The organism is Ramlibacter cellulosilyticus (assembly GCF_014297465.1).
Taxonomy (GTDB): domain Bacteria; phylum Pseudomonadota; class Gammaproteobacteria; order Burkholderiales; family Burkholderiaceae_C; genus Ramlibacter; species Ramlibacter cellulosilyticus.
The window spans coordinates 957,503-983,420 of sequence record NZ_JACORT010000001.1 but is presented as its reverse complement, the minus strand read 5'-3'; the positions used below and the strand labels follow the sequence as shown (position 1 = coordinate 983,420).

The 25,918-nt window shown below is 70.4% G+C and carries 31 protein-coding genes; 8 read left to right on the top strand and 23 right to left on the bottom strand.

The genetic code is table 11. The features are described from left to right. Positions 1-46: 46 nt before the first annotated feature. Both dctP and H8N03_RS04930 read right to left on the bottom strand, forming a co-directional pair. A complete protein-coding gene (dctP, locus tag H8N03_RS04935; protein ID WP_187074982.1) occupies positions 47-1,018 on the bottom strand; it encodes a TRAP transporter substrate-binding protein DctP in 972 nt (323 codons plus the stop codon). An 83-nt stretch (positions 1,019-1,101) separates the two neighbouring features. Continuing rightward, a complete protein-coding gene (locus tag H8N03_RS04930; protein ID WP_187074981.1) occupies positions 1,102-2,160 on the bottom strand; it encodes a cyclase family protein in 1,059 nt (352 codons plus the stop codon). Positions 2,161-2,339: 179 nt separating this feature from the next. On the opposite strand from H8N03_RS04930, the gene iaaH reads away from it, so the two are divergent. Further along, on the top strand, positions 2,340-3,854 hold the full coding sequence (gene iaaH / locus H8N03_RS04925) for an indoleacetamide hydrolase (RefSeq protein WP_187074980.1): 1,515 nt from the start codon (positions 2,340-2,342) through the stop codon (positions 3,852-3,854). Between the two features lie 6 nt (positions 3,855-3,860). Here the strand turns inward: iaaH and H8N03_RS26175 are convergent, their stop codons facing one another. From H8N03_RS26175 to H8N03_RS04890, 7 genes are all read right to left on the bottom strand, one after another. Further along, positions 3,861-4,556: a peptidoglycan-binding domain-containing protein gene (locus H8N03_RS26175; RefSeq protein WP_255428033.1), complete on the bottom strand. Its 696-nt coding sequence runs from the start codon at positions 4,554-4,556 to the stop codon at positions 3,861-3,863. A 20-nt stretch (positions 4,557-4,576) separates the two neighbouring features. Continuing rightward, on the bottom strand, positions 4,577-4,903 hold the full coding sequence (locus H8N03_RS04915) for a hypothetical protein (RefSeq protein WP_187074979.1): 327 nt from the start codon (positions 4,901-4,903) through the stop codon (positions 4,577-4,579). 12 nt (positions 4,904-4,915) lie between these two features. Further along, on the bottom strand, positions 4,916-5,431 hold the full coding sequence (locus H8N03_RS04910) for a hypothetical protein (RefSeq protein WP_187074978.1): 516 nt from the start codon (positions 5,429-5,431) through the stop codon (positions 4,916-4,918). An 80-nt stretch (positions 5,432-5,511) separates the two neighbouring features. After that, a complete protein-coding gene (locus tag H8N03_RS04905; RefSeq protein ID WP_187074977.1) occupies positions 5,512-5,823 on the bottom strand; it encodes a GNAT family N-acetyltransferase in 312 nt (103 codons plus the stop codon). Then, complete coding sequence (locus H8N03_RS04900; RefSeq protein WP_222622803.1) at positions 5,820-6,014, bottom strand: hypothetical protein; 195 nt, start codon at positions 6,012-6,014, stop codon at positions 5,820-5,822. The genes H8N03_RS04905 and H8N03_RS04900 overlap by 4 nt, the downstream gene beginning before the upstream one ends. 122 nt (positions 6,015-6,136) lie before the next feature. Next, positions 6,137-6,598 (bottom strand): tetratricopeptide repeat protein, encoded by a 462-nt coding sequence (locus tag H8N03_RS26595; protein ID WP_187074975.1) that lies wholly within the window; start codon positions 6,596-6,598, stop codon positions 6,137-6,139. Further along, positions 6,595-8,190, bottom strand: coding sequence for a tetratricopeptide repeat protein (locus H8N03_RS04890; protein ID WP_187074974.1), 1,596 nt, complete (start codon positions 8,188-8,190; stop codon positions 6,595-6,597). Before H8N03_RS04890 ends, H8N03_RS26595 begins: the two co-directional genes overlap by 4 nt. A gap of 222 nt (positions 8,191-8,412) precedes the next feature. On the opposite strand from H8N03_RS04890, the gene H8N03_RS04885 reads away from it, so the two are divergent. From H8N03_RS04885 to H8N03_RS04875, 3 genes are all read left to right on the top strand, one after another. Continuing rightward, a complete protein-coding gene (locus H8N03_RS04885; protein WP_435531648.1) occupies positions 8,413-9,642 on the top strand; it encodes an MFS transporter in 1,230 nt (409 codons plus the stop codon). A gap of 344 nt (positions 9,643-9,986) precedes the next feature. Then, positions 9,987-10,646 (top strand): hypothetical protein, encoded by a 660-nt coding sequence (locus tag H8N03_RS04880; RefSeq protein WP_187074973.1) that lies wholly within the window; start codon positions 9,987-9,989, stop codon positions 10,644-10,646. Between the two features lie 5 nt (positions 10,647-10,651). Next, the gene (locus H8N03_RS04875; RefSeq protein ID WP_187074972.1) at positions 10,652-11,779 is read left to right on the top strand and encodes a hypothetical protein; all 1,128 of its coding nucleotides are present in this window, start codon (positions 10,652-10,654) and stop codon (positions 11,777-11,779) included. 6 nt (positions 11,780-11,785) lie between these two features. Here the strand turns inward: H8N03_RS04875 and H8N03_RS04870 are convergent, their stop codons facing one another. The 3 genes from H8N03_RS04870 to H8N03_RS04860 are packed head-to-tail and all read right to left on the bottom strand — an operon-like array spanning position 11,786 to position 15,222. Then, positions 11,786-12,961 carry a helix-turn-helix transcriptional regulator gene (locus H8N03_RS04870; RefSeq protein ID WP_187074971.1) on the bottom strand — a complete coding sequence of 392 codons (1,176 nt, stop codon included), beginning with the start codon at positions 12,959-12,961 and terminating at the stop codon, positions 11,786-11,788. A gap of 57 nt (positions 12,962-13,018) precedes the next feature. Next, positions 13,019-13,990, bottom strand: a complete 972-nt coding sequence (locus H8N03_RS04865) for a Bug family tripartite tricarboxylate transporter substrate binding protein (protein ID WP_187074970.1) — start codon at positions 13,988-13,990, stop codon at positions 13,019-13,021. A gap of 26 nt (positions 13,991-14,016) precedes the next feature. Next, positions 14,017-15,222 carry a CaiB/BaiF CoA transferase family protein gene (locus tag H8N03_RS04860; RefSeq protein ID WP_187074969.1) on the bottom strand — a complete coding sequence of 402 codons (1,206 nt, stop codon included), beginning with the start codon at positions 15,220-15,222 and terminating at the stop codon, positions 14,017-14,019. Positions 15,223-15,345: 123 nt separating this feature from the next. On the opposite strand from H8N03_RS04860, the gene H8N03_RS04855 reads away from it, so the two are divergent. Then, the gene (locus H8N03_RS04855; protein ID WP_187074968.1) at positions 15,346-15,732 is read left to right on the top strand and encodes a response regulator; all 387 of its coding nucleotides are present in this window, start codon (positions 15,346-15,348) and stop codon (positions 15,730-15,732) included. A 15-nt stretch (positions 15,733-15,747) separates the two neighbouring features. Here H8N03_RS04855 and dbpA read toward each other — a convergent pair whose 3' ends face one another. The 4 genes from dbpA to H8N03_RS04835 are packed head-to-tail and all read right to left on the bottom strand — an operon-like array spanning position 15,748 to position 19,605. Then, complete coding sequence (gene dbpA, locus H8N03_RS04850) at positions 15,748-17,142, bottom strand: ATP-dependent RNA helicase DbpA (RefSeq protein WP_187074967.1); 1,395 nt, start codon at positions 17,140-17,142, stop codon at positions 15,748-15,750. Positions 17,143-17,149: 7 nt separating this feature from the next. After that, complete coding sequence (locus H8N03_RS04845) at positions 17,150-18,490, bottom strand: M16 family metallopeptidase (RefSeq protein WP_187074966.1); 1,341 nt, start codon at positions 18,488-18,490, stop codon at positions 17,150-17,152. 45 nt (positions 18,491-18,535) lie between these two features. After that, positions 18,536-19,252: a haloacid dehalogenase type II gene (locus H8N03_RS04840; protein ID WP_187074965.1), complete on the bottom strand. Its 717-nt coding sequence runs from the start codon at positions 19,250-19,252 to the stop codon at positions 18,536-18,538. Between the two features lie 26 nt (positions 19,253-19,278). Next, a complete protein-coding gene (locus tag H8N03_RS04835; RefSeq protein WP_187074964.1) occupies positions 19,279-19,605 on the bottom strand; it encodes a hypothetical protein in 327 nt (108 codons plus the stop codon). Positions 19,606-19,642: 37 nt separating this feature from the next. Here H8N03_RS04835 and H8N03_RS04830 point away from each other — a divergent pair, with 37 nt between their 5' ends. After that, positions 19,643-20,572 (top strand): LysR family transcriptional regulator, encoded by a 930-nt coding sequence (locus tag H8N03_RS04830; RefSeq protein WP_354005074.1) that lies wholly within the window; start codon positions 19,643-19,645, stop codon positions 20,570-20,572. Here the strand turns inward: H8N03_RS04830 and H8N03_RS04825 are convergent. Both H8N03_RS04825 and H8N03_RS04820 read right to left on the bottom strand, forming a co-directional pair. Further along, positions 20,498-21,337, bottom strand: a complete 840-nt coding sequence (locus H8N03_RS04825) for a class I SAM-dependent methyltransferase (protein WP_187074963.1) — start codon at positions 21,335-21,337, stop codon at positions 20,498-20,500. The genes H8N03_RS04830 and H8N03_RS04825 overlap by 75 nt on opposite strands. A gap of 8 nt (positions 21,338-21,345) precedes the next feature. After that, positions 21,346-22,257 carry a MerR family transcriptional regulator gene (locus tag H8N03_RS04820; protein WP_222622802.1) on the bottom strand — a complete coding sequence of 304 codons (912 nt, stop codon included), beginning with the start codon at positions 22,255-22,257 and terminating at the stop codon, positions 21,346-21,348. 93 nt (positions 22,258-22,350) lie between these two features. Here H8N03_RS04820 and H8N03_RS04815 point away from each other — a divergent pair, with 93 nt between their 5' ends. Both H8N03_RS04815 and H8N03_RS04810 read left to right on the top strand, forming a co-directional pair. After that, entirely contained in the window at positions 22,351-22,806 is a 456-nt protein-coding gene (locus tag H8N03_RS04815; protein ID WP_187074961.1) for a fasciclin domain-containing protein, read from the top strand. A 106-nt stretch (positions 22,807-22,912) separates the two neighbouring features. Continuing rightward, positions 22,913-23,098, top strand: a complete 186-nt coding sequence (locus H8N03_RS04810; protein WP_187074960.1) for a hypothetical protein — start codon at positions 22,913-22,915, stop codon at positions 23,096-23,098. A gap of 4 nt (positions 23,099-23,102) precedes the next feature. On the opposite strand, the gene H8N03_RS04805 is transcribed toward H8N03_RS04810, so the two are convergent. From H8N03_RS04805 to H8N03_RS04785, 5 genes are all read right to left on the bottom strand, one after another. Next, positions 23,103-23,465: a S1 domain-containing protein gene (locus H8N03_RS04805; RefSeq protein WP_187074959.1), complete on the bottom strand. Its 363-nt coding sequence runs from the start codon at positions 23,463-23,465 to the stop codon at positions 23,103-23,105. 101 nt (positions 23,466-23,566) lie between these two features. Continuing rightward, entirely contained in the window at positions 23,567-24,217 is a 651-nt protein-coding gene (locus H8N03_RS04800) for a hypothetical protein (protein ID WP_187074958.1), read from the bottom strand. Between the two features lie 105 nt (positions 24,218-24,322). After that, complete coding sequence (arfB, locus tag H8N03_RS04795) at positions 24,323-24,721, bottom strand: alternative ribosome rescue aminoacyl-tRNA hydrolase ArfB (protein ID WP_187074957.1); 399 nt, start codon at positions 24,719-24,721, stop codon at positions 24,323-24,325. Positions 24,722-24,723: 2 nt separating this feature from the next. Next, positions 24,724-25,437: an RNA pseudouridine synthase gene (locus H8N03_RS04790; protein WP_187074956.1), complete on the bottom strand. Its 714-nt coding sequence runs from the start codon at positions 25,435-25,437 to the stop codon at positions 24,724-24,726. Further along, entirely contained in the window at positions 25,430-25,915 is a 486-nt protein-coding gene (locus tag H8N03_RS04785) for a VOC family protein (RefSeq protein WP_187074955.1), read from the bottom strand. Before H8N03_RS04785 ends, H8N03_RS04790 begins: the two co-directional genes overlap by 8 nt. Between the last annotated feature and the right edge of the window lie 3 nt (positions 25,916-25,918).

Here is a 25,918-nt window from a genome sequence, read left to right as displayed (position 1 = left end):
GCGAGGGCGGCGAGCAACCGGGCGTAGAGGCCGGAGAGGCGCCCCGTCACTTGGGCGCGAACAGCGGCTTGAAACGCCGGGCGATCTCCGGGCTCTGCTTCTCGGCGCTGGCCCAACCCACCTGGTAGGCCTTGTCGTGGAAGGCCTTGCTGGTCGCCGGGTCGAACTTGATGGTCTCGATGCCGGCCTTCTGCTGGCGGGCGACTTCATCGGCGGTGTACTTCGCCCAGAAGCCGTTCTCCGCCTCCAGCGCCAGCACCTGCTTCTGCAGGTAGTCCTGCTGCGCCTTCGTGAGCTTGTTGTACGCGGGCAGGTTCATGATCAGCGACACCTCGGCGTCGTAGAAGCCGGGGTCGATGCGGTACTTGGTCTTCTCGTCCCACTTCAGGTCGAAGATGCCGCCGATGGGCCAGCCGTAGCCGTCGACCACGCCGCGCTCGAGCGCGGTGTAGACCTCGCCGGGCGCCGTGGTGATCACCGTGGCATTGAGCGCCTGGAAGAAGTCGCGGTACACCGGCGTGATGCGGATCTTCTGGCCCGCCAGGTCCGGCTTGTCCACCTTCTTGTTCGTGTAGATGTGGAACGGCTGGTTCTCCACCATGCGGCCCAGGTACTGCATGTTGGCCTTCTCGTTCCACACCTTGTTGATCGCGTCGAAGGCGCCGTTCCTGCGCTGCTCCGCCACCGGGACCTGCGTGAGCTTCAGGAAGTCGGCCTCGGGCATCACGTTGGTGTAGAAGGCGCCGGTGGACAGCGCCATGTCCACCACGCCGGTCTTCACCGCGTTGCCCACCTCGAAGGGGGGCATGGCCTTGGGACCGCCGATGAAGTTGATCTGCAGCACGCCCTTGCCTTCGGCGTTGAACTTGTTGATCCACGGCTGCAGGCGCTGCACGTAGATGCCGTTCTCGGCGAAGGCGCTCACCAGGCGAAGCGTGGTCTCCTGCGCCGCTGCGCCCGCGGCGGCGGCGACGCCCAGGGCCATCACGGCGGCCTTGCAAAGGCTCGTCAGCTTCATGTCTCGGTCTCCTTGTATTGGCGCCGACCCTAAGCGATTCACGCCGGGTGGTCAATTCAGGGAGACGCGAGCCTCGGCGCGCCTCAGCGCTGGTGGGGCACCCCGATCGCCACCGGGCGGATCACGGCACCGGCAGCGCCCTTGTCACGCGAGGGCAGCACCATGGCGCACGAGGTCCACACCTTGTCCGCTGCCATCGCGGCGAGGTTGAGGTTCTCGAGATGGTGGATGCCGTACACCGACAGCATGTAGTGGTGGATCGAGAAGGGCAGCCCCTGCTCGGTGCCAGGCGCGGGCGGCGCCTTGCCTTGCAGCATGCCCTCGGGCACGGGGTCGATGAAGGGAACGTCGAGCCCCACGGCGACGATGCGCTTGCCGGCCAGCATCTTCGCCGCGTCGACGGACAGCCCTGGGGCCATCGCGTAGTAAGGGCTGTTCGCGTCGGCCGGGTCCTTCCAGTTCTCGCTCCAGCCGGTGTAGATCCAGACCATGTCGCCAGGCAGCAGCCCGCGCCTGCCGAGACCCTGCGCCTTGAGCATGGCTTCGATGTCGGCGGCGGTCACGAGCTGGCCCTGCCCCATCGCCCGGCCCTTGCCCACCTGCGTGCGCGCGTCCAGCAGCACCGCGGTGGTGATGAGCGGCGGGATCTTCTCGATGCCGAGCTTGAGCAGGGGCGAGTCCGGCGTGGGCTTCACGTCCTGCTGCTTGTAGCCGCCGTAGTAGCTGGCGCCGTCGGCGGAGAAGGCGTTCTTGGGATCCCACGGACTCTGGATGGACGCGAAGTGCCCCAGCGCGTCGATCTGCGTGCCCTGCTGCTGCGGCTCGGCGCCCGCTTCGAAGGCCTCGCTGTTGAACGCGTGCGCGGAAAACGGCACGCCCGCGGTGGGCTTGGGCTTGCTCAGGGACGGCGGCGCGAACGGCGACTTGGGCATCGTGTTCGAGCGCTCGAACGAGGCCTCGTAGGTGCGCGCATGCGGACGCGACATGTGCCAGGCGCAACGGCGGGTGGTCTGCTCGCCGAGCACGTTGGCCATGCCGCGTTCGTCGCCGGCGGGCCAGGGTGGCATCGGCGCCCTGGCAGCCAGGGCCCACATGCCGGCGGGCTCGGCGGCCCCGGCCGCCAGGGGCGCACCGGCTGCCACGGTGGCAACTGCAAGAAGGGTCGCGCAATGGAGCATGGATCGTCTCACCGAGGTCCTCCCGCTGCTGGGTCGAGGCGCGGATGGTAGCGCGCCTCCCTCCGGTGCAAAAGTGGTGCGACCCGATTGACCCGCGCCGCGCCCCACGCGCATGATGGCCCGCTCTGCATGAGGGAGGCCCCATGTCGCAACCCCGCCTTGCCTTGCATCTCGCCGCCGCGGCGGCCTTGCTGTCCGGTTGCGGTGCCATGCCACCGTCGCCGCAGCCGCCGGCCCTCGACCAACTGACGGCCAGCGAGGCTGCAGCCGCCGTTTGCAGCGGCCGCACCACCAGCGAAGCGCTGGTTCGGGCCTCGCTGGAACGCGCCCGCGCCCGCATGCACCTCAACGCCTTCGTCACGCTCGACGAAGCAGGTGCGTTGGCCGCGGCGCGGCAGGCCGACGCGAGGCGCGCGTCGGGTGCGCCCTGCCTCCCGTTGCAAGGCGTGCCGATCGTCGTGAAGGACAACATCCATGCCGCGGGCCTGCCCTCCACCGGCGGCACGCCGGCGCTGCGCGGCTTCGTGCCGGGCGAGGACGCACCGGTGCTGCGGCGCCTGCGCGATGCGGGCGCGATCGTCCTGGGCAAGACCAACCTGCACGAACTGGCCTTCGGCATCTCCGGCTACAACCCGGCATACAACACGGGCCCCGAGCCCGGCGTGCGCAATGCCTACGATCCTTCGCGCATGGCAGGCGGCTCCTCCGCGGGCACGGGGGCGGCCATCGGCGCGCGGATCGCCCTGGCGGGACTCGGCACCGACACCGGCGGCTCGGTGCGCATCCCTTGCGCGGTGAACGGGTGTGCTTCGCTGCGCCCCACCGTCGGCCGCTATCCCGCCGCGGGCATCCTGCCGATCTCCCATACACGGGACACGGCAGGCCCGATGGCCGTCGCGATGACGGACGTCGAACGAATGGACCGGGTGATCGCAGGCGCCGCGCCCGAGCACGCCGCGGAGTTGCGCTCGGTGCGGCTGGGCGTCGCGCAGCCCTTCCTGGCGAACCTGGACGTCGACACGCGCACCGCCTTCGACGCGGCGCTCGCCAAGCTGCGCGCAGCGGGCGTGACGATCGTGGACGTGCCCCTGCCGACCCTGATGGCCTTGAACGGCAACGTCGGTTTCCCCGTGGCGCTGTACGAGGCCTACGACGACGTCACCGCCTACCTGGCCACCCATCGCACGGGCGTGAGCATCCAGCAGCTCGCCGCGCAGATCGCCAGCCCCGACGTGAAAGGCACGTACGAGGGCCTCGTGATCCCGCGCAAGCTGCCCGGCCCGAACAACACGGTGGTGGATGCGGAGCCGGTCTATCGCGCCGCCATGCAGACGCACCGCCCTGCGCTCGCCAGGCTGTACGCCGACACGTTCGCGGCGCACAGGCTCGATGCGCTCGCGTTTCCCACCGTGCCGCACGTCGCGCCCGCCGCGAACCCGCAGGCGAGCAGCGTGGAGAACTTCCTGCTGTTCATCCAGAACACCGATCCGGGGAGCAACGCGGGGATCCCGGGGCTGCAGATCCCGATCGGGCTGGGTGCGACGAGCCGGTTGCCGGTGGGGATGGAACTCGATGGCCCGGCGGGGAGCGATCGGCGACTGGTGGCGATCGGGATGGCTGTCGAGGGCGTGCTGGGGCGGGTGCCGCCCGGGCGTTGAGCCGGCCTACCGCAACCCGAGTGCCTTGAGCGTCTTGTCGCCCGCCTCGCCATCGGGCAGCAGTCCTTCCGTCAGCTGGAAGGCATGCACCGCGGCAGCGGTGTGCGGCCCGTAGGCGCCGTCGATGTCACCCGGCGAAAAGCCTCGCGCCAGCAAGGCCCGCTGCAGGCGCTCGATGAGCGCGCCGCGCATGTTGGGCTGCCGGAGCCGCAGCACCAGGCCCGGCGGCACCGTCGGCTGCAGGATCTCCGGATCGTCGTAGTGGATCATGGGCGGCAGCACGCCGACGTCCCAGCGGCGACCGTCCACCTTGCCCCGGATCACTCCCGTCGCAGTGGAGTGGGCCTCCAGCGTTCCACCCTTGCCATCGGAGATCGCGATATGGCCGATGAGGGAAGGCGCCGGAAAGCGCAGCAGGAACGCCCCGCGCGTCGCCTTCGCCACCACGACCGGAACGGTGCAGGACGCCGCCGTGGCATCGCGCTTCCAGAAGCCGGTGAAGGCATCCGCCACCGCAGGCTTGTCGACGCGGTCGCAGCCGAACAGCTTTCCACTCACCTGGAACAGGCACCAGGAAGCGAACTCGGCACAGTCCCAGGGGCCGGTCCAGCCCGCATTGTCCTTCGGCACCCGCGCACCCAGGACGTAGCGTTCCTGCAGGTGCTGCGCAGCCACCGCCAGCAGATCGTCTCCAGTGGACATCGTCGCCTCTCCTGTCGCTTTCAGAGCGCCGCCTTGATCGCGCCCGTGATGCCGTCGATGAGTGCCTTGCGGAACGCATTGATCGCACGCTGCGCGATGGCGTTGCTGATCACCGCGACCACCTGCAGTTCCGCCTGCAGCGTCCTGGCCTCGTCGTCCATTTCGTCCTTGAACGTCTCCTCGTCGATGTCGCCGTCGGCGAGCGCATCCGCGAGGGACTTGATCGCCGCTTCGTGCCCCTTGGCGATCTCGCGCAGGAAGTCCTCGACCTGCGGGGCGGAGCTCTTCACCGCGTCGGTCGCCGCGCCCAGGGCGTTCTGCAGGATCGGGCCGAATTCGATGCCCATGGTGGCTCCTCCTCATTCCTCTTCCGGGTTGCTGTCGTCGGTCGCCAGTGCCTTGGCCTTTTCGGCCACCAGCGCCGCCGTGAACAGCCGCTGGAATCGGTCCCTGTGGATGCCGGCCAGCCTTGCGTTGTAGTCGTCCGTGCCCTGGTGCCGGGCGCGGTACTTCTGCCAGAACCCGAGGATCGTGCGGGCGATGCGCTGCGATTCGCTGTTCAGGGACCGCGACTCCTCGCGCACCACCAGCACCCGGATGCGGGTTTCGATGCGGCCCCAGTCGTCCGCGAAGCCTGCATACGGCAGCTTGCCCGGGGCCGCCTTGGCCTTCGCCTCGATCACCTTGTCATAGAAGGCGAAGACCTCGGCCGAGGTATCGGTGATGCCCTTCGCCGACTCCGCGTCGTAGTCGGCGACGAGCTTCACGCCGGCGCACGACGCGAGGCCGGCGAAGAGGAGGAGCGCGCACGCGAGCCTGAACCAGCGCCAGCTTTGCGGCAGGACGGCAGGGACGCCGGCAGTTCGCACTTGCATGTTCCAACCTTTCCGCGAGACGCCCTATTGGGTGCCTTCGGAAGGTGGCGCGAATCTCCCGGACGGAGGATGCGGGCGGGTCAGCGCACGAAAGCGCGCCGGCTCTCCTCGCTCACCACGTCCAGCATCTCCGGATGCTTGCGGATGTAGGCCGCGACGAAGGGGCAGGCGGGGATCGCATGCAGGCCGCGCTCGCGCACCTGCCCGAGGGCGTAGGCAACGAGGCGGCTGCCGAAGCCCTTGCCCTCGTGCGCGGGCAGGACCTCGGTGTGCGTGAAGAGCAGCGCGTTCTTCAGCACGTTGTATTCCGAATAGGCCGCCACCTCTTCGCCGACGAGCAGCTCGAAGCGGTGGCGTTCCGCGTTGTCTTGCAGGGTGGCGTCCGTGGTCATCGCACCCAGGCTACCAGCAGTTCCAGCACGGGCGCGAATTCCCGCGCCAGCTCCCCGCTGGCCAGGGGCGAAGCGATCGGCCAGACCACCACCAGCCCGAACAGCCCCAGGCAGGTCACGTGGGTGGCGATGGCAAACGTCTTCTGCCCCCATCCGGCCTGCGACACGTAGGTCTCCGGAACGAAGGGCACCGCGCGGTGTGCAAGCAAAGTGTCAGGGCGGAGCGGAAGGCGGCGCGGCGTCATGGGCGGCGATTGTGGGGGCGAATCCAGGCGACCCGCCGACGAATGAGCCACAAGATGTATCGCGCGTCCTATGGCTTGCGGGCCTTGTACTCCCCGATCGCCTTCTCCAGCTCCCGCATCTCCTCGCACGGCAGCATGCAGATGCTCTTGAGGGAAGCCAGGTGCTTCTCCGCCGATGCGACGTCGCCCACGAGCAGGTAGGCCTCGCCGATGTACTCGTGCGCGCCGCGGTGGCGCGGGTCGAACTGCAGCGCCTTGCGGTAGTGGCGGAAGGCGCCGTCGTAGTCCTTCGCCTGCCGCAGCGCGTAGCCGAGCGAGTTCTGCAGGTCCGCATCCCGCGGGAAGCGGCGCTCGGCGCGCTGCAGGCGCGCGACGGCTTCCTTCCAGTCGCCGCGATCGTGCGCCTTGCGCGCGGCAACCACGTCGGGATCGGAGGCGACCTTCTCCACCGGGTCCGACTCCACCGCGACGGCGAGCGGTGCCGCCGCCGCGAGCAGCGCAGCGGCGACGAGCGCGCGGGCCTGCTTCACTTCTGCGCCGTGAACTGGCGCGCCTCCGCCAGCTCCGGCCGGTTCGCCGCCGCGTCGCTCGCCAGCGCGACGAGCTTCGCGTAGTAGGCCGCGGCCTTCTGGCGGTCGCCGGCCGCCGCGGCGGCGCGTGCCGCGCCGGAGTAGCCGCGGAAGCGGTTCGGTTCGCGCTCCTGCGACATCTCGTACGCCTGCAAGGCGTCCGCGGGCATGTTCATCGCCAGCATCATGTCCCCGAGCAGCTCGCGCGCCGGCAGCACGCGCCCGGGCGTCACGATGTGCTTCTCGTTGCCGTCTTCCAGGTCGGCCGCCGCGCGCATGAACTTCAGCGCCTCTTCGCCGTTGCCCCGCGCATGGGCGATCCAGCCGGCGGTGGCGAGCCGCTGCACCTCGACTTCGCGGGCCCAGTAGGCATTCTTCGCATCGAGCAGGGCCTGGTGCAGGGCGGCGAGTTGTTCCGCCTCCTGCTCCGCGACGCCGACCTCGCCCGAGCGGGCGGCGCCGATCGCGCGCGCGAAGTGCGTCATGGCATCGGCGAAGGGAAAGCGCGTCCTTTCCGGCTTCAGCAGCGCGGCCGACTTCCAGTCGCCGCGCTCCACCGCCATGCGCGCCGGCATGGCCGCGGCCGCATAGGGCGCCGCCAGCCGCGTCGGGTTCGTCGTGCCGCGGACCCGCATGGCGGCGTCGAGGGCGGCCTGTGCCTGCGCGTCCTTGCCTTGCTGCAGGTAGGCATAGACCATGTAGTCGGCGGCATGGAAGGCGGAATCGCCGTCCTTGTCCGCGACCGCGGTGTCGAACGAACGCTGGTTCGTCGCCGCGGATTCCGACCAGTACCCCACCCGCGTGAAGATGTGCGACGGCATGTGCAGCGCATGCGGAGCCGCGGGCGCGATGCCCGCATAGCGCTTCGCCGCATCGAGCCCCTTGCCCGCGATCGGCGGCGCGTCGTAGCTGTGGATGAGGTAGTGCGCGACGCCAGGGTGGTCCGGGTGCCGCTTGAACTGCGTCTCCAGCACCGAGGCGGCCTTCAGGTAGGCCGCATACGTCTGGTCGGCCTGCGATTGCGTGCCGGCCAGGTACAGCGCGCTGAAGATCTGCGCTTCGTCGTCCTGCGGGTAGCGCTGCGCGAGCGCGAGGTAGGCATCCGACCGGCTGCGTTGCCGGGCGGCCTCGGCGCGATCGCCGAAGTCCTTGTAGTAGGCGGCCGTGGCCTCGAGGTAATCGCGTTCGCGCGGCGTGGTGCGCTTCGATTGCCGCCCCTGCTCGATCGCGGCCTGTGCCTCCTCGGCGCCCTTGGGAGACGCACCCTGGCCCGCCAGCGGGTTGTCCATCAGCAGCGATGCGATGCCCCAGGCGGCGGGCACGCACTCCGGGTCGCGCTGCTGCACCGAACGGAAGGTCTGCATGCCCTCGCGGAACCAGAACGAGTGCAGCATGGCCACGGCGCGCTGCAGGTCCGCCTGCACCGCCTGGCTGCACGAGTTCTCGAAGTCCACCTTGCCCAGGACGCCCTTGCCGTCTTCGTCGTGCGCGAGGAGCGGGCCGGATGCCGTGGCGGCCGCGAGCAGCAGGAGGGTGCGGAGAGGACGTTGCATGGCGTCGCTCCTGGAAGTGAGGAGGCGATGTTTAGGCGCCGGATCCGGCCCTGTCAATTCCCACGGGCGGGGGATCTGTCGCAAACCGTAGCGCCGTCGAGCACCGCCAAGGCAGTGCCCCTGCGCCAGCGCGCGGATTGCCCTCGCGGTTAGCATCCGCCGCTGCGCCGCTCTTCTCCGTGCCCGCTGCGCCATCCCGGCCGCGCGCGCCCCTCCCCTCGCATGCCCCCGCCCCGCTCCTGGCCCCCGTTCTTCTGGATCTGCTACGCCATGTGCGTGGGGGTCATGGGAACGGCGCTCGCCAGCCCGCTCTATCCGCTGTACCAGGCGGCGTGGAACCTGCGCGCGAGCGACATCACGCACGTGTTCGTGGTCTACATGTTCGGCGTGCTCGTGACGCTGCTGTTCATGGGACGCCTGATCGCCCGCTTCGGTTTCCTCGCCAACCTGCGGCTCGGCCTGGCGCTCATGACCGCGGGCGTGCTCCTCTCCGCCGCGGCCGGCAACGTCCCCGTGTTCATGGCGGCGCGCCTGGTGATCGGAGTCGCTTCCGGGATGATCAGCACCTCGGCCGCCACGGGCCTGGTGCAGGTCGGCGCCGGCCGCGATCCGCGGCGCGTCTCCGCGGTCACCACGGTGGCCATGACGCTCGGATTCGGCATGGGGCCTCTCGTGGGCGGCCTCATCGCGCAATGGATGCCGTGGCCGCTCGTGACGGCGTACGTGCCCTCCATCGCGATGGGCGTGCTGGCCGTGCGCGCGCTGCTCCGGTTGCGCGATGCATCGCAGGCACCTGCGGCGCCCGGCCCCCGCGCGGCCGGCCTGCGCGCGGCGGTCGCCGAATGGTTGCCACGCATCGCCCTGCCCCCGCGGCACGCGCGCCGCCACTTCTGGATCGCCAGCCTCGGCGCGTTCAGCGCGTTCGGCATGTTCAGCCTGTACGCGTCGCTTGCGCCCAGCTTCATGCGCGAACTGGTCCCGTGGCACGGCCCGGCCGTGAGCGGATCGACCATCGCGGCCATCCTCTTCCTGTCCTCGGCCTTCCAGTTCCTCGTGCGCAACTGGCGCACGAAGGTGGTCGTGGTCGCCGGCGGCCTGTCGCTCGCCGCGTGCAACCTGCTGCTGGCGTGGACCACCGCGAGCCGCACCCCGCTGCTCTTCGCGGCGAGCGTGCTGGTGACTTCCTTCGGCCACGCCCTCGCCAACGTCGCCGGCATGTCCGTGATCGGCAAGCTCACCCATCCCGCCCAGCGCGCGGGGCTGCTCGCCTCGTACATGGTCGTGGGCTACCTCGGCACCATCGTTCCCATCCTGGCGGTGGGCTGGCTGGCGGACCACCTGGGCCTGAGCCGGGCGGTGGCCTGCTTCTCCTATGCGATGGCCGCCCTCAGCGGCGGCCTCGCGCTGCTGGCCTCCCGCACGCGGGAACTGCCGCCCTTCACTCCGGCCTGAGCGAAGGCAGGCTTTCTTCGTAAAGGGCCGGCGGTTCGTTGCACGGCGGCGACCTGCGCGCGCCGAACTGCTGCGAGATGTTGGACGGCATCGCCGCGAAGCTGTATCGTTGTGTTACTGCGTTCTGGAAACCAGAACGCGCACCGACAAGAACAACGAAGCAGGAGTTGGGATGGCTTTCGCCCCCGCGCCGTCGAAGCACGGCCACGCGCCGCCCTAGGCGCCGTACACCTTTCCTCCGCCAGGCCGCCCGTCCGGGCCCGCGCACGTGCGCTGCACGTGCCGCCCGGGCTCGCGCGTGCACGCCCGCAAGACCGACCGATTTTCATCAACCCACTGGACCCATGAAGAAAGCACTCGCCCTCTGCCTCGTCGCCGCCGCATTGACCGGTTGCGGTTCCGTCAACTCCGTGCTGGCCGACCGCCACGAGACGGTCGAGATGTACCACGTGTTCGACGTGAAGACGAAGGCCACGCCCGACCAGATGATCAAGGCAGCCACCGAAGGACTCGCGCGCAACACGAACTCGGTGACGCACAACCGGCCCCTGCAGATGGGGAACAAGATCCCGGCCGAACCCGGCCGCTTCCAGCTGGTGGACATGGCCGATGCCTTCAAGGGCTCCGGCATGGGCGCCATCCTCGCCATGTCGGGCAACGTGCCCCTGCGCGGTGCCAAGTGCGACGGCGCCGTCTGGAACGCGAAGGCCAACCGCGACATCGCCGGGTCCGACCACCTGACGCTCTACACCTGCCTGTACCGCTACCGCGACGGCTACCAGCTGAACATGTTCGCCGTGTTCCGCAAGACCAGCGGCGGCTTCACCCAGATCGCGCGCGAAGCCGCGCAGGCGATGGTGGGCACGCCCGAGCAGTGGACCACGAAGACCATCATCGACACGGTGCGTGCCGTCGAGGAACGCGCGGGCACCAAGGCCGTGTACGTCGAGGGCCAGCCCGAGCTGGGCGAGCTGCCGAAGGTCGACGCGCTGACGAGCCGGTGACCGCCATGCGTGCCGCCATCCAGGCCATCGTCGCGGCGCTGGCGATCGCGACCACCCTGTCCGCGCGTTCGCAGCAGGAGACCGAAGCACCGCGACAGGCCGACGTTCCCCTCTTCGCGGCCCACCGGGATTCCGACGTGCCCGACGCGCAGGCCATCGCGCGCAGGGTCGTGTCGGCGGAACAGGCCCGCAACCTCGTCGACGCGCGCATGGTGATCGCGGTGACGGTGTGGAACGCGAAGGACAACAGCTCCTGCCTCACGGCCGTCGGGGCCACCACGCCACCCGCCGCAGGGAAGGTGGCCCGCACGCCGAACACGTTCCATTGGGCGATGTCGGAGTCCCGCAAGGGTGACGAGGGCCCGGCGGCCTGCCAGCGCGCCTTCGCCGCCGCACTGCAGAACCTGGCGCAATCGGACGCGCTCACCCCGAAGACGCTGCAGGCCGATGCCGAGGTGACGCGGGATCCGGCGAAGCCGAAGTTTCCCAAGGGCGAGCGCTTGCCCGGGATCGTGTCGCACCGGACGGCGGGGCTCAGCGACGTCGGCAAGCAACTCATTGCCGACAAGCTCGGCGCACGGTGGAACCAGGTCCTCGACCATCGCAAGTACTCCGCGCACCTGATGCTGATGACCGGCAAGACGGTGGAAGGCACGCCCTACTGCTTCGCGGAGTACGGCCTCGTGGCGAAGCCGCCCGAGGGCGTCACGGCGAAGTTCCCCGCCACGACGGGGGCACGCTGGAGGCTCGCGGAGAACAAGAACGTCACCACGGACTGCACGCGCGTCGTCGTCGAGAGCGCCCTGGAGAACCTGCGCTCCGGTTACCCGGACATGCTCGACGTCTTCGACCCCGAGGACGGCATGAGCTATCCGCCAGCGGCTGCCCTGAAGAAGCAGGTGGCGAAGTTCGACGCCGACGAGGCGAAGGCCAGGCCGAAGCCGCGCCCCGCGTCCGTCTCCTCGACGACCCGCTCCACCACGTCGCTGAGGTGCACCAACGAGTGCTTCAACGGCAGCTGCATCCGCACCTTCGAGAACGGCCGCAAGGAGCGGTGGCAGGCACCTCGCGTCTACAACCCGTTCAAGCAGAACTGGGAGTGGGACACCACCACCAACGCCTGCGGCGGCTGACAGGCCTCAGGCGTCGCCGACGGAGCCCTGCACCGACGATTGCGGCAGGTGCAGCAGCAGCCGGATCAGCTCCGGCTGCCGCTTCGTCGACGTCTTCTGGAAGATGGCCCGCAGCTGCTTGCGCACCGTGTCGTGCTGCGTGCCGAGCGTGGAAGCGATCTCCTTCAGCACCAGGCCCTCGGCCAGCAGGATGGCGATGCGGCACTCCGCCGGCGTGAGGCCGAACATCGCGTAGAGCAGGCTCGCATCGACCGTCGGCGCCGAGTCCGGGTGGTAGAAGAGGAGCATCACCACCGGCCGGAGCCCGAAGACGCCCATCTCGCGCTGCGGCGAGAGCATCGTGTAGAACGCGTAGACCGAGTCGTTGCGGTCCGCGATGCGCATCGAGTGGAACTGGCCGGCTTGCGCCGCGGCGGCACTGGCCTCCGCGCCGCCCGCCTTGATGGACTGCTCCAGCTCCCGGCAGCGCCGCAGCATGTCCTGCAGGTGCGGCTGCGGCAGCTGCAGCCTGCCGTCGCTGACCTGCACCACGCGCGTCGATCGCAGCAGCTGCCGGGCCGCGTCGTTGGCGTGGATCACGTCGCCGCCCGGGCTCATGAGGAACACGGGCTGGCGCAGCCGGCTCACGAGCAGGTGTCCCACCAGCGCCTGGCTGGAATAGACGAACGAGCGGATGCCGATGCGGGCGGCACGCTGCAGGTGCGGCGTCAGCCGCTCCACGAACGCACGCGCTTCGGCGCCCAGCGGCCCCTCCTCCTCACCGCTCAGGAGCGAGAAGATCACCGTCGCATCCGGCGTGTCGACGAGGTTGCACGAGCTGTTGTAGCGCCGGTCGTAGGGGATCAGGAATTCCTGGTACACCGGGTGCGACGCGACGACCTCAGGCGGCAGCATCTCGGGGAAGTGCACCCACCGCCCTTCCGGCTGGCTGAACGCGATCGCGTTGCGCGGGTCGATCGCGCGGTAGTGGTGCATGTACGCCAGCTCGCCCTCGACCGGCAGGTTCACGCCGTCGCTGTACGAAAGGGCGCCATGGCGCTTGTCCACGCCCAGCATGTGGATGGACTTCACGCCCAGCACGTCGCGGAGGTGCTCGAAGACCTCGCGCCAGCGCGCGGAATCCTCGGCCGCCGCATAGACGACGTCCAGGCATTGCAGGAACGAGCGTTCGGACAAATCCATTTCTTCTGCCGGCCAGCGGCCGTCTCCCACGCGGACTCTAACCCGTCCGCGCCAACCTCAGTCCGCCGTGATCCCCTGCGCCTTGATCGTCTTCGCCCAGAACTCGGTCTCGCGCTTCACCATCGCGTCGAGCTGCGGCGGCGGCAGGTAGCGCAGCTCGATGCCGGCCGCATCGGCGCGCGACTTCGCCTCGGGCGTCTCCAGCGCCTGCTTCAGCCCGGTCGTGAGCTTCTGCACCACGTCCGGCGGCGTGCCGGCCGGCGCGAAGATCGCCACCCAGGACTCCAGCTCGAAGCCCTTCAGCCCCGCCTCCGCCGTCGTGGGTACGTTGGGCAGGCCGGGATGGCGCGACTTGCCGGTCACCGCGAACGCCTTCAGCTTGCCGGCCTGCACGTGCTGCATCACCGAGGGCGGCGTGGTCATGAACACCTGCACCTGGCCCGAGAGCACGTCGCGGATCGCGTCGCCCGAGCCCTTGTACGGGATGTGGACCATGCTCGTGCCGGTCTGCGCCTTGAGCATCTCGGTGCCGATGTGCGAGACGGAGCCGTTGCCCTGCGATGCATACGTGAGCTTGCCGGGGTTCTTCTTCACGTACGCGATGAAGTCCTGCAGCGTGTTCGCCGGCACGGAAGGATGCGCGGCAATCACGTTGGTGGCCACAGTCACCAGCGCCACGGGCGTGAAGTCCTTCTGCGCCCACGGCAGCCGCGGCGTGAGCGAGGGGTTGCCCACGTGGTACGCCGAGTAGGACGTGAGCAGCGTGTAGCCGTCCGCCGGCGCACGCGCGACGAGGCCGTAGGCCACGTTGCCGCTGCCGCCCGCGCGGTTGTCCACCACCACCGGCTGCCCGAGCACCTTGCCGAGCGAGTCCGCCACGATGCGCGCCGACGTGTCGACCAGCCCGCCCGGCGGGTTCGGCACGACCAGGCTCACGGGCTTGGCGGGATAGCCTTGCGCGAGCGCGAGGCCGTGGCACAGGGCGGCGGCGGCGAGCGCTGCGCGCAGCAGCAGGGGTCGGCGTTGCATGGTGGGTGGTCTCCTGTTGTCGAAAGCTACCGGATCACGCCGCGGCTCCTGAGCCCGGCGATCTGTTCCTCGGACAGGCCCAGCTCGCGCATCACGGCGTCCGTGTCCTGCCCGAGCGCGGGCGCGTTGCGATGCTGGCCGCCGGGCGTGCGCGACAGCTTGGGCACGACGCCCGGCACCGTCAGCGGCTCGCCGTCTTCCAGCGTGATGTGCTGCAGCATGCCGCGCGCGGCGTAGTGCGGGTCGGCCGCGATGTCGGCAACGGTGTAGATGCGTCCGGCCGGCACGGCTGCGGCATCCAGCACCGCCAGCACTTCGCCCACGGTGCGCGTCTTCGTCCACGCACCGATGGCCGCGTCGATCTCTTCCACGCGCGCGACGCGGCCCGCATTGTTCGCGAGCGCCGGGTCGTTGCCGAGGTCGTCGCGCCCGATCGCGGCCATCAGCCGCTTGTAGATGCTGTCGCCGTTGCCCGCGATCAGCGCATAGCCGCCGTCGCTGCACAGGTAGGCATTGCTCGGCGCGATGCCAGGCAACGCGCTGCCGCCGGGCCCGCGCACCGCGCCGAAGGCGCTGTACTCCGGCAGCAGGCTCTCCATGCAGTTGAACACGGCCTCGTAGAGCGCGACGTCGATCACCTGCCCCTTGCCCGAGCGGTGCCGCTCGTGCAAGGCCATCAGGATGCCGATCACGCCGTGCAGCGACGCGAGCGTGTCGCCGATGCTCACGCCGACGCGCACGGGCACGCGGCCCGGCTCCGCGGTCAGGTGCCGCAGCCCGCCCATCGCTTCGCCGACGACGCCGAAGCCGGGGCGGTCGCGATAAGGTCCCGTCTGCCCGTAGCCGCTGATGCGCAGCACGACGAGGCGCGGGTTCGCGGCCATCAGCGCGTCCGGCCCCAGCCCCCAGCCTTCGAGCGCGCCGGGGCGGAAGTTCTCGATCAGCACGTCGGCCTCGATGGCGAGCTTGCGCACGATCTCCTGCGCCTGGGCGTTGCGCAGGTCCAGCGCCACCGAGCGCTTGTTGCGCGACTGCACCTGCCACCACACGGACGTGCCGTTCTTCAGCAGCCGCCAGTTGCGCAGCGGATCGCCCGTGCCTGGGGGTTCGATCTTGACCACGTCCGCGCCGAAGTCCGCGAGCGTCTTCGCCGCGAACGGGCCGGCGATGAGCTGCCCCATCTCGATGACCTTGAGCCCCGCCAGGGGGCCGATGCCTGCCTTCGTCTCCATGGGCGCGCAGTGTGCCCGGGCCGGCGCCGCGCGTCCATGGAAGCCACTGCCGAGCTTGGGCCTTGCTGACGAAGGCCGTCCGCCACCGCGCAGGCGCGCGGTTTCGTGCCACCATGCAGGTCCATGAGCGAGCCTGCCCAGCCCCTCGCGCTGCTCGTCGAGGACGACGACGCCATCGCCTTCCTCCTGCGCTTCCTGCTGCAGCGGCTGGGGTGCCGCGTCGTGGCCGCGAAAGACGGCGTGGAAGCCATGGAGGCGATCGAGTCCGGCGAGGTCGCGCGCCTCGTGCTCCTGGACATGATGTTGCCCGTGCACGACGGCCTCACGCTGCTGGGCCGCCTGCGCAGCCTGCCCCGCTGGGAAGGCGTGCCGGTCGTGATGCTCACGGCCAAGGGCGAACAGGGCTTCGTCGACAAGGCGTTCGCCGCCGGCGCGAGCGACTTCGTGCAGAAGCCCTTCAATCCCACCGAGCTGATGGAGCGGCTCAAGCCGCTGCTGGCAGCGGCCTGATGCCGGCGGCTGGACTCAGTCCGTCAAGAGGCGCGCCTTCACGCTGCGGCCCTTGATGCGGCCCTGGTTCAGCCGCGCCGCCGCTTCGCCTGCGACGCTCCTCTCGACCGCGACGTACGTCGCGAATTCGTTGATGTCGATCTTGCCGACCTGCTCGCGCGTGTAGCCGAGGTCCGCCGTCAGCGCGCCCAGCACGTCGCCGGGGCGGATCTTCTCCTTGCGTCCGCCCTGGATGTGGATCGTGGCCATCGCCGGCAACAGCCGGCCGCCCGGCGCGGGCGTCAGCTCCGCCGGCGAGTGCCACACCGACTCGCGCCCCTGCAGCTGCTCGATGCGGCCCACCGCGCCCATCTCGTCCAGGCTTGCCAGGCTGAGGGCCAGCCCCGTCTCGCCCGCGCGGCCAGTGCGCCCGATGCGGTGCACGTGCACCTCGGGGTCGGGCGTCACGTCCACGTTGATCACGGCGGCGAGGCCGGCGACGTCGAGCCCACGTGCGGCCACGTCGGTGGCCACCAGCACGGAGCAGCTGCGGTTGGCGAAGCGCACCAGCACCTGGTCGCGGTCGCGCTGCTCCAGGTCGCCATGCAGTGCGAGCGCGCTGTAGCCCTGCGCCTGCAGCAGTTCCACCAGCTCGCGGCAGCGCGCCTTGGTGTTGCAGAAGGCCAGCGTGCTCGCGGGACGGAAGTGGTCCAGCAGGCGCGCGACCGTGGTCAGCCGCTGCGACTCGCTCACCTCGTACCAGCGTTGCTGGATCTGGTCGCCGGCATGCTGCGCCTCGACTTTCACCGTCACGGGATCGCGCAGGAACTGCGCGGCCAGCTTCGCGATGCCTTCGGGATAGGTCGCGGAGAACAGCAGGGTCTGCCGCTGCGCCGGGCATTGCCGCGCGACCTTGGCGATGTCGTCGACGAAGCCCATGTCCAGCATGCGGTCCGCTTCGTCGAGCACGAGGGTGTTGAGCGCATCGAGCGCGAGGTTGCCGCGCTCCAGGTGGTCCAGGATGCGGCCCGGCGTGCCGACCGCGACGTGGGCGCCGTACTCGAGGCTGGTGGCCTGCCCCCGCAGCGGCACGCCGCCCGAAAGCGTGACCACCTTCACGTTGTCCTCGGCACGCGCGAGGCGGCGGATCTCGGTGGTGACCTGGTCGGCCAGTTCGCGCGTGGGGCACAGCACGAGCGCCTGCACGGCGAAGCGGCGCGCGTCGAGGCGGGCGAGCAGGGACAGCGCGAACGCGGCGGTCTTGCCGCTTCCGGTCTTCGCCTGCGCGATCAGGTCCTTGCCCGCCAGCGCGGGCGGCAGGCTGGCGGCCTGGATCGCGGTCATCTCGGTGTAGCCGAGGCGGCTCAGGTTCTCCAGCGTGGCGGCAGGAAGGGACAGGCTGGCGAAGCTGGTAACGGGACGTTGCGACATCGCACTATCATTCCACAGCGGCGGCCAGGGAGGCCGTGAGCCTGCGCGCCGACTTGAGTGCCGCGCCCTTGCCCGTGATCGACAGTGCCACCGGGTAGCGCAGCATGCGCTCGAAGACTTCGCGCACCTCGTCGGCCCGGATGTCCGCTATCGTCGCGATCGTCTCGGCCATGGGCGTGAGCGTTCCGCTCGCGAAGAGTTCCTCGACGGCCTGCTCCATCGTCGCGTAGGTGCGCTCCGAGGTCCGCACGCGCGAGACCGTCAGCTGGTTCTTCGCGCGCTCGAGGTGGACCGGATCGATGGCGGCCACGTGCGAACGCAGCAGCCCGCCCGTGGCGGCGACCAGCTGGTCCAGCTTGTCCGGGGTGGTCACCGCATGCACGATGAAGCTGGCCCACACGTCGCCGCTTTCCATCGAGGCATCGGCCGAGTAGGCCAGCCCCAGCTGCTCGCGCACCGTGTCGACGTAGGGCGCGGACATGCCGCCGCCGAACAGGTGCGCCGCGAGCGACGCCGCCAGGCGCCAGCGCTGCTGCGGCAGGTGCTCCGGCGCGGGGGGCGCCAGCGGGTACGCCATGTTCAGGAAGACCTGCGAGACCTGCGTGAAGCGGCGCGCCACGGCGTGGCCGATGTACCTCGGAGGGACGATGGTGCGTCCTTCCGCAGCGTCGCCCGACGTGCGCATCGCGGAGAAGAGATCGCCGGCCACGGCCAGGAAAGCGTCCACGTCGAAGTTGCCGGCGGCGGCGACGACCGTGTTCCCCGCGACGTAGTGCGCCTGCACGTGCCGCACGACGTCGTCGCGCGTGAAGCGCTCGATGTTCTCCACGGTGCCGATCACGGGCATGCCCAGCGGGTCCTCGCCCCAGAGCGCGCGGTCCAGGAGCTCGCTGGAGCTCTCCTGCGGATCCTCGGCGTACTCGATCGCCTCCTGCCGGATCACTTCCAGCTCGCGCCGCAGCTCGTCTTCGGGAAAGGTGCTGTTCAGGACGATGTCGGCCGTCATGCGCAGCAGCTGCTCCGCGTGGCGGCCGAGGCCCGTCATGAAGTAGCCGGTCATGTTCTTGCCGGTGAAGGCATTGACGTCGGCGCCGAGCCGCTCGGCATCCAGGTTGATCTGCTGCACCGAGCGCGTGGCGGTGCCCTTGAAGGCCATGTGCTCCAGCACGTGGCCGATGCCGTTGGTGGCCGGCGTCTCGTCGCGCGAACCGACGTGCAGGAACACGCCCACGCTGACGCTCTGGACGTGGGGCATGGGCAGCGCAAGCAGGCGCACGCCGTTGGGGAGGGTGTGGAGGACGGGGGTGTTCGTGGCTGGGTCTGCGGAGAAGCGCGTTCGCTGGAGCATGGGAGGATTGTCGCTGGACGGCAAAGGCCGCGTTGCCTCCGGAGATCAAGCGCCCAGCGCGTCCGCCAGCGCCAGGAAATCCGCGCAGTGCAGGTCGTTCTCCGGCCGGGGCGAGACGTCCTTGGGACGCGCCGCGCCGAACTCGAGCGGCCGCTCGATGTAGGCCGTGCGCAAGCCGCAGGCCCGCGCGCCCTCGAGATCGTCATGGTGGGCCGCCACCAGCATCACCTGCTCCGGCTGCAGGTCGAACACCTGCGCCACGCCGCGGTACGTGGCAGGGTCCGGCTTGTAGGCGCGGAAGACTTCGGCCGAGAGCACGCAGTCCCAGGGCAGGCCGGCGCGCTTGGCCATGTCGGTGAGCAGCCCGATGTTGCCGTTGGAGAGCGTGCACACGGTGTAGCGGCGCTTCAGCCGCTCCAGTCCGGCGACGCTGTCCGGCCAGGGATCCAGCCGGTGCCAGGCGCGGTTCAGGTGCGCGCGCTCCGCCTCGCCGAGACCTTGCAGGCCGAAGCGGGGCAGGATGTCGTCGAGGATCATCCGGTGCAGGTCGTCGATCCGCGTCCATCCGAGTTCGCCCCGCATGACGCGGGCCATCGCCGGCCGGTAGCCTTCGCGCCAGGCGAGCGCGAAGGCGTCGCCGTCCACCTGCGGATGCAGTCGCGCCATTTCGCGCACGATGCTGCCGTGCCAGTCGACGACGGTGCCGAAGACGTCGAAAGCCAGCACCCGGACGGTGCCGGCGAGCGCGGTGGGATGGCTCATGCGGGCCAGTCTACCCGCACGCGCCTTCAGCTCGCCGCGTGCGGCGAGACGCCCAGGCCACGCACCCAGGCTGCAGTGGCTCGCAGGGAGGACAGGACCACCGACGGCTGCGCGGCGGGGACCACCACGGTCGCGGCGGAAGCCGCGATGAATTCGCCCGGCGAGCCCGTGGGGAGCGTGGCCGGCGCCGCGATGCGCACGGGCGCGGACAGGACGACCGTCCCTCCCAGCCATTGCGCCGGCTGCTGCATCACCAGTTCACCCTCGGTGAGGACCACAGGTCCACCCGTGCGGCGCGGAAGCGGCAGCGCCTGGCCGGCCTCGATGCGGAGGACTTGTGCTTGCGTGTTCATGGGTGCAAGTCTAGGATTCAAGCATCTTCACTTTCAATTGAATCTGGATTCAATGGCGCTCGATGCGGGCCTTCCCACCTTGCGGCAGCTGGAGCTGCTGGCGGCCTTGCCCGGCGCGTCCAGCATCGCGGCCGCGGGTGCGAAGATCGGGATGAGCGCTTCCGCCACCAGCCACGCGCTGCGCGCGCTGGAAACCACCCTCGGCTGCGAAGTGGTGGACCGGATGGCCGCCGGCGTCGTGCTGACGCACGCAGGCGAGGCAGCGCTGTCGCACGCGCGGGACGTCTTCGCGTCGCTGCAGCAGGTGAAGTCGGTGGCGGGCGCATCGCGCGGCCTGCACACCGGCCTGCTGCGCATCGGCTCCATCGGGCCCAGCACCTCGCTGCGGCTGCTGCCGCCGCTGCTGGAGAAGTTCCGCCGGCGTCACCCCGGGGTGGAGGTGCACGTCACCGAGCGAGCGGACCCGGACATCGAGCAGGACCTCGTGGAGCGCAAGGTGGAGATCGGCGTCGTGCGCCTGCCCCAGCCCTCGCTCGACACGGTGGCGCTCGCGACCGACGAACTCGTCGCCGTGCTGCCGCAGGACCATCCGCTCGCCAAAGGCGCCACCGTGTCCGTGCGCGACCTCGCCGAGTACCCGCTGATCCTCACGCAGGCGGGGTCGCAGGACATGATCCTCGGGATGTTCGACCGTGCGGGGCTGCGGCCGAAGGTGGCGCACGAACTCTTCCAGCTCGTGTCGATCCTGGAGTTCGTGGCCCATGGGAACGGCGTGTCCGTCCTCGCGGGCCTGAGCCTGCCCGAGCAACCCCGCGCCGGCATCGTCATCCGGCCGATCACGCCGCGCGTGGCGCGCCGCGTCGCGATCGCCTGCCTCGACGCCGCGCGGCTTTCACCCGCGGGACGCGCCTTCTGGGAACTCGCCCGGCGCGAAGGCCCCGCCAGGACCGCCACGCCCCGGGACTGAGCACAGGAAGTACAGCCAGTCGTCCTCCACCTGCTCCAGCCGTTCGCCGAACAGCTCGTCGCCATTGCGCGAGAAGACTCGCACGTGGTCGAACACGGGCGAGAGCTGGGCGAGCTGCGCCGCGGGGCGGATGTAGTAGGTGCGCAAGCGGCATTCGTGCGCGCCATCGTTCACGACGGCCCAATCGCGCCGCTCGCGCCAGGCCTTCGCCGTCTCCCGCGCGTGAACCACCTGCCATCGCAGCCAGTTGCGCAGGTTGCGCAGGCGTTGCGCGCGGTCACCCCAGTGCTGCGCCCGCAGGCGCATCAGGTGCGGCAGCGCGTGCATGTTGTGCGTGGAGAAGCAGAACAGCGCACCGGGCCGGCACACGGACCGCACCTGCGCCAGCGCGCGCAGCCTGTCGTCGTGGCCGAGGTAGTCCAGGCCGTTGAAGCTGAAGAGGACCAGGTCGAAGCGCTTCGTTCCCAGCGCGGACAGGTCGCGCACGTCCATCACCTCGAAGCGGCAGCGCGCGGAGCCGAACTGGCGGCGGCAGTGGTCCACCATCAGGGGCGAGATGTCGATGCCCGTGTAGTCGGCAACGGCGGGAGCGAAGTGCTGCGTCGTGCGGCCACCGCCGACACCGATGTCGAGCATGGACCACCGTTCCATCCGGGGCCGCAGTTCCGCGAGCACCCTGGCTTCCGGCGCCTGCAGGCCCGACGCGCGCGCGTAGAACGCGGCGACGTCGGGCGCGAGCCAGGTGGCGGTGTTGAGCGGGTCCAAGGACGCGGTCAGGTGGGGGCGGCAGCGATCACCGAGGCCACGTTGGCGAGCTCCCCCGTGACCCGCACGCCCTCGACGCGGGCCAGCTGGCCCGCGCCCGCGCCGCCCGCCCACAGCTGGACGCCGGGCTCCAGGGCCGTGCGCAACTGGCGCACCAGCTGGGGCCCGAGGCGCGCGGGAAAGGCGGCGGAGAAGGACAAGGCGACCGCGTCGACTTCGTGCGCCTGCGCGGCGCGCGCGATCTCCAGGATGGGCATCTGCGTTCCCAGGGAGATGCAACGCGCGCCCTGCAGCGCCAGCATGCACTCCACCATCAGCAGGCCGAGGCCGTGCGGCTCGTCCGGCAAGGTCGTGAGCAGGACCACCGGCGCCTGGCCGGCAGGCAGTTGCGCGATGGCCTGCCGCAGCACGCGCGTGACCACCTCGGTGAAGAGGTGTTCCTCGTGGATGCGCAGCTCGCCGCGGGACCACTCCTCGCCCACCTGCACGGCCATGGACGCCACCGTGTCCAGGACAAATTTCTGCAAACCCTCTTCGACGAGACGACGCTGGAGGGCCTCGCCCAGTCCGCGCGCGTCGTGCCCGCGCACGAGCCGCATCAGGCCATCGATCGCCCCGGGGGTCGTCCCGGACGGCGGCGCCTCGCGCCCGGTGACGCCGCCGCCGGCCAGCGTCCGCAGTTCCTCGACCGGCGCCTGCAACAGCCGCCCCGGCCGGTGGCCGCGGTCCATCAAGCGCTTGATGAGCGCCAGGCGCTGCACCTGGCCCGCAGGGTAGGCGCGCTCGCCCCGGGCGTCCCGCTCCGGGCTGGGAAAGCCGTAGCGGCGTTCCCAGACGCGCAGCACGTCCTTGGAGAGGCCGACCTCCCGTTCCACCGCGGCAATGCTGAACAGCAGCTCTTGTTCCCCAGTTTTGTCCAAGACAAATCCTTGACAACCGGCATTCCGGCCGATATTGTTCGCAGCCATTCTAGGTTGTCCTGGACAAACTTCCCCCCACCCAAAGGAGCCCCCGTGAAGAAAGCCCTCCTCGTCGTCGCCCTCGCTATCTGCGGCCTGTCCGCGCAGGCCAAGGACATCGTCGACACCGCCGTCGCCGCCGGCGACTTCAAGACGCTCGCCGTCGCCCTGGAGAAAGCCGGCCTGTTGCAGACGCTGAAGGGACCCGGCCCCTTCACCGTGTTCGCGCCGACCGACGCGGCCTTCGCCAAGGTGCCGAAGGCCCAGCTCGACGCCCTGCTGGCGGACAGGGCCAAGCTGGCGGCCGTGCTCACGTACCACGTGGTGCCGGGCAAGGTGATGTCCCAGGACCTGAAGCCGGGCAGCGTGAAGACGGTGCAAGGCAGCGCCCTGAACGTCGCGACCGCGGGCGGCGTGAAGGTGGACGGCGCCAACGTGGTCAAGGCGGACATCGCCGCCGACAACGGCGTGATCCACGTGATCGACACCGTCGTCCTCCCCAGGGACTGAGGCACCGCAAGGGCCGGGGCGCGCCGCGCCCTGCCCTTGAGGCGCGTCAATGTTCCGTTGCACGCCGCGCGCAGAGTGGAGCCTGTCCCGTCATGGAGCTGCCACCATGCCCACGTTCGCCGCCTTCAAGGCCTCCTTCGCGAGGAAGACTCCCGCCGCGCCCACCGTGCCGGCCGATCCGAAGAAGGACCCGCGCGCCGTCGCCACCGCCGGCGCGCGCAAGGCCTGCCAGAGCCTCTGCCTCGGGTGCGATGCCCGCACGCCCTGCACGCTGGGCCGGCTGATCGGCTAGCGCGTCAGCGCTCCACCTTCCAGAGCGTTCCCGCCTCCAGCCGCGTGCTGCCCTCCGGCTGCAGGACGAAGTCGACTTCCACTTCGTCGCCGGCCTTCAGGGTATCGAGGTCGAACTTCGCGGCGTTCACGTGCACGGTGTCCGTGCGGCCGCCCTCGTCCCGCAGCAGCAGCGTGTCCGCGCGGGTGTCCACGGCAACCACCACGAACACGCCCGGCTGCGCGCCGGACGCCACGCCGTCGGTGCCGAAGCGGCCCTTGGCGAGCGCCTGGCCGAGGCGCTGGCGCGGCGATCCTGCGATGGGCTGCGTCGCACGTTGCGCACGCACGATCAGCGCGATCGCGCACCCTGCCGCGGCGAATCCCATCGCTCCGATTCCAGACACGAAAGTTCGGCGCTGCATCATGTTCGGCTCCCGCGCAAGCACGCAGGAGCCGATTCTGCGCCGGGGGCGCGCGCCTGTCTCCCTCAGCGCGCCGCGCGGCTGATGCCGTCCACCACCATGCGCGACTGCATCGCGACGAGCACCACCTCGCCATCCACCTGCACGTACTGGTGGCCGGGGGGCACCGGCGGCAGCGAGACGCGCACGGCGTCGGGCACGCCCGTCACCTTCGCGCGCGACGGGATCGGCTCGCCGATCTGCCAGTTCGCGGCGCGCGCGGACGCGGGGTGCGCGTCGTAGTAGCGGCGCACGACCGTCTGGGCCTTGCTGCTGAAGTAGGCACCGGGGCCGAGCGGCTTGCGGGCAAGATGCGTGCCCTTGCCGACGTTGTCCGGCAACGCGTGGCGCGGATCGGCGCGGTCGTCGAGCGCCTGCTTGGGCACGTGCTGGCCGGATGGCGCCTGCTGCGCCGATGGGGCGGCAACCGCCACGGGCGCGGCGAACGGCCGGCTGGCGCCCAGCGTGCTGGTGGCGGGAGCCTGCGGGCTCTTGACCGGCTTCGCGGTCACGGGCTTGGGCCGCGTCGCCTTCGCCGCGGGCTTGATCTGGTCGAGCGGCCGCCCGAGCACCGCCGGCGCCACCGGGTCCGGCAGCGGCGACTCGGCCCAGGCGATGGGCAGGGTGGCAAGCAGCATCGCCCCCGCCAGGGGCGGCAAGCGGAACATCACGTGCATGGGCGTCTCTCGGGATGGCAGAACCGTCGCGGTGAACTGTGGCCCGGCGGCAGGGGCCTCCCCTGTCGGCGTCGCGCCGCATCGGCAGTCGGACGCCGCCGACGGCTACTCGTCCACCTTGCGCCGCGCCGCCTTCACCTGCGAGCGGATCGCCTTTCCTTCCAGCCGCCGCTGCTTCGAGCCGTAGGTCGGCCTGGTGGGACGCCGGACCTCCTCGACGCGCGAGGCCTCCTCCACGAACTGCTCCAGGCGCTCCAGCGCCAGCGCCTTGTTCTGTTCCTGCGTGCGCGCGCTCTGCGCCTTCAGCACCAGGACGCCGTCCTTCGTCACGCGCCGACCCGGCAGCGCGAGCAGCTTCTCCTTCACGCGCTCGGGCAGGGACGACGCGCGGATGTCGAAGCGCAGGTGCACCGCGCTCTCCACCTTGTTGACGTTCTGGCCGCCCGGCCCTTGCGAACGCATCGTGGTGAATTCGACTTCCTCTTCGCGGACGAGCGATGCCATCGCTAGAAACGCTCCCCCGTCGGCAGGTAGCGCCACTGCCCAGCCGGCAACGCCGCCATCGGCACGCGGCCGATGCGGATGCGGCGGAGCGACACGAGCTGCAGCCCCGCCTCCGCGCACAACGCGGGGACGCGGTCGGCCGCGATGCCCTTGGCGGCGAGCCGCAGCCGCGTCTCGCTCTGCCAGCTCACGCGCGCCGGCGGAAGCTCCTTCGCCGGCACGAGGCCGCGGCCCAGGCGCGCCAGCGCATCGGGCGCCGCGGTGCCCGCGACTTCGGCCACCAGTTCCTGCTCCAGCAGTGCGGCGTCTTCGGTCAGCTTGCGCACGATGCCGTCGTCCTGGCTGAAGACCGACAGCCCGGCGGCTTCCATCGGCAGCGGCATCAGCAGCTGCAGCCCGGTGCCGTGGCCCTTCGCGTAGCGGATGCCGGATGCGTCCCCGGCCCAGTGGGTGGCGGGCCCCAATTGCGCGAGCGCCTCTTCGTTGCGCACGCCCGCGGGCTTGTGCCACAGGTAGGTGGCGCGCACCGGCCGCTGCAAGCGGGCCTGCGGATCGACTTCCACGCGCTGCGTGGCGGCCACGCGGAAGAACGGCTCCTCCACGCAGCGGCCGTCCACACGCACCCAGCCTTCGGCGATGTACTGCTCGGCTTCGCGGCGGGAGCACTTCGCGAGCGCCGCCACTACCTTCGACAGGCGCTGCGGCTCGTCAGCCACCGCGACGCGCCGCTTCGATCTTCGCGATGTCGATCTTGCCCATCTCCATCATGGCCAGGAAGGCGCGCTTCGCCGCCGCGCGGTCCGGGTCGGTGTACGCGTCGGTCAGCACGCGCGGCGTGATCTGCCACGAGATGCCCCACTTGTCCTTGCACCAACCGCACACGCTCTCCTGGCCGCCGTTGCCGACGATCGCGTTCCACAGGCGGTCGGTTTCGGCCTGGTCGTCGGTGGCGACCTGGAAGGAGAAGGACTCGTTGTGCTGGAACTCCGCGCCGCCGTTCAGGCCGATGCAGGGAATGCCCATCACCGTGAACTCCACGACGAGGACGTCCCCTTCCTTGCCGGACGGATAGTCGGCGGGTGCGCGATGCACCGCCCCCACCGCGCTGTCGGGAAAGGTCTCCGCATAGAAGCGCGCGGCTTCGAGTGCCTTGCCGTCGTACCAGAGGCAGACCGTGTTCTTGCTCGTCGCCATGCC

Bases quoted from the DNA above. Each gene is read 5' to 3' on its own strand.
- arfB (WP_187074957.1), bottom strand. From the start codon at position 24,721: ATGGCATCGCTCGTCCGCGAAGAGGAAGTCGAATTCACCACGATGCGT.
- iaaH (WP_187074980.1), top strand. From the start codon at position 2,340: ATGTCGCAACCCCGCCTTGCCTTGCATCTCGCCGCCGCGGCGGCCTTG.
- H8N03_RS04810 (WP_187074960.1), top strand. From the start codon at position 22,913: ATGCCCACGTTCGCCGCCTTCAAGGCCTCCTTCGCGAGGAAGACTCCC.
- H8N03_RS04800 (WP_187074958.1), bottom strand. From the start codon at position 24,217: ATGCACGTGATGTTCCGCTTGCCGCCCCTGGCGGGGGCGATGCTGCTT.
- H8N03_RS04835 (WP_187074964.1), bottom strand. From the start codon at position 19,605: ATGAACACGCAAGCACAAGTCCTCCGCATCGAGGCCGGCCAGGCGCTG.
- H8N03_RS04910 (WP_187074978.1), bottom strand. From the start codon at position 5,431: ATGCAAGTGCGAACTGCCGGCGTCCCTGCCGTCCTGCCGCAAAGCTGG.
- H8N03_RS04870 (WP_187074971.1), bottom strand. From the start codon at position 12,961: ATGGATTTGTCCGAACGCTCGTTCCTGCAATGCCTGGACGTCGTCTAT.
- H8N03_RS26175 (WP_255428033.1), bottom strand. From the start codon at position 4,556: ATGTCCACTGGAGACGATCTGCTGGCGGTGGCTGCGCAGCACCTGCAG.
- H8N03_RS04840 (WP_187074965.1), bottom strand. From the start codon at position 19,252: ATGAGCCATCCCACCGCGCTCGCCGGCACCGTCCGGGTGCTGGCTTTC.
- H8N03_RS04785 (WP_187074955.1), bottom strand. From the start codon at position 25,915: ATGGCGACGAGCAAGAACACGGTCTGCCTCTGGTACGACGGCAAGGCA.
- H8N03_RS04855 (WP_187074968.1), top strand. From the start codon at position 15,346: ATGAGCGAGCCTGCCCAGCCCCTCGCGCTGCTCGTCGAGGACGACGAC.
- H8N03_RS04875 (WP_187074972.1), top strand. From the start codon at position 10,652: ATGCGTGCCGCCATCCAGGCCATCGTCGCGGCGCTGGCGATCGCGACC.
- dbpA (WP_187074967.1), bottom strand. From the start codon at position 17,142: ATGTCGCAACGTCCCGTTACCAGCTTCGCCAGCCTGTCCCTTCCTGCC.
- H8N03_RS04865 (WP_187074970.1), bottom strand. From the start codon at position 13,990: ATGCAACGCCGACCCCTGCTGCTGCGCGCAGCGCTCGCCGCCGCCGCC.
- H8N03_RS04905 (WP_187074977.1), bottom strand. From the start codon at position 5,823: ATGACCACGGACGCCACCCTGCAAGACAACGCGGAACGCCACCGCTTC.
- dctP (WP_187074982.1), bottom strand. From the start codon at position 1,018: ATGAAGCTGACGAGCCTTTGCAAGGCCGCCGTGATGGCCCTGGGCGTC.
- H8N03_RS04915 (WP_187074979.1), bottom strand. From the start codon at position 4,903: ATGGGCATCGAATTCGGCCCGATCCTGCAGAACGCCCTGGGCGCGGCG.
- H8N03_RS04880 (WP_187074973.1), top strand. From the start codon at position 9,987: ATGAAGAAAGCACTCGCCCTCTGCCTCGTCGCCGCCGCATTGACCGGT.
- H8N03_RS04890 (WP_187074974.1), bottom strand. From the start codon at position 8,190: ATGCAACGTCCTCTCCGCACCCTCCTGCTGCTCGCGGCCGCCACGGCA.
- H8N03_RS04805 (WP_187074959.1), bottom strand. From the start codon at position 23,465: ATGGGATTCGCCGCGGCAGGGTGCGCGATCGCGCTGATCGTGCGTGCG.
- H8N03_RS04845 (WP_187074966.1), bottom strand. From the start codon at position 18,490: ATGCTCCAGCGAACGCGCTTCTCCGCAGACCCAGCCACGAACACCCCC.
- H8N03_RS04885 (WP_435531648.1), top strand. From the start codon at position 8,413: ATGCCCCCGCCCCGCTCCTGGCCCCCGTTCTTCTGGATCTGCTACGCC.
- H8N03_RS04860 (WP_187074969.1), bottom strand. From the start codon at position 15,222: ATGGAGACGAAGGCAGGCATCGGCCCCCTGGCGGGGCTCAAGGTCATC.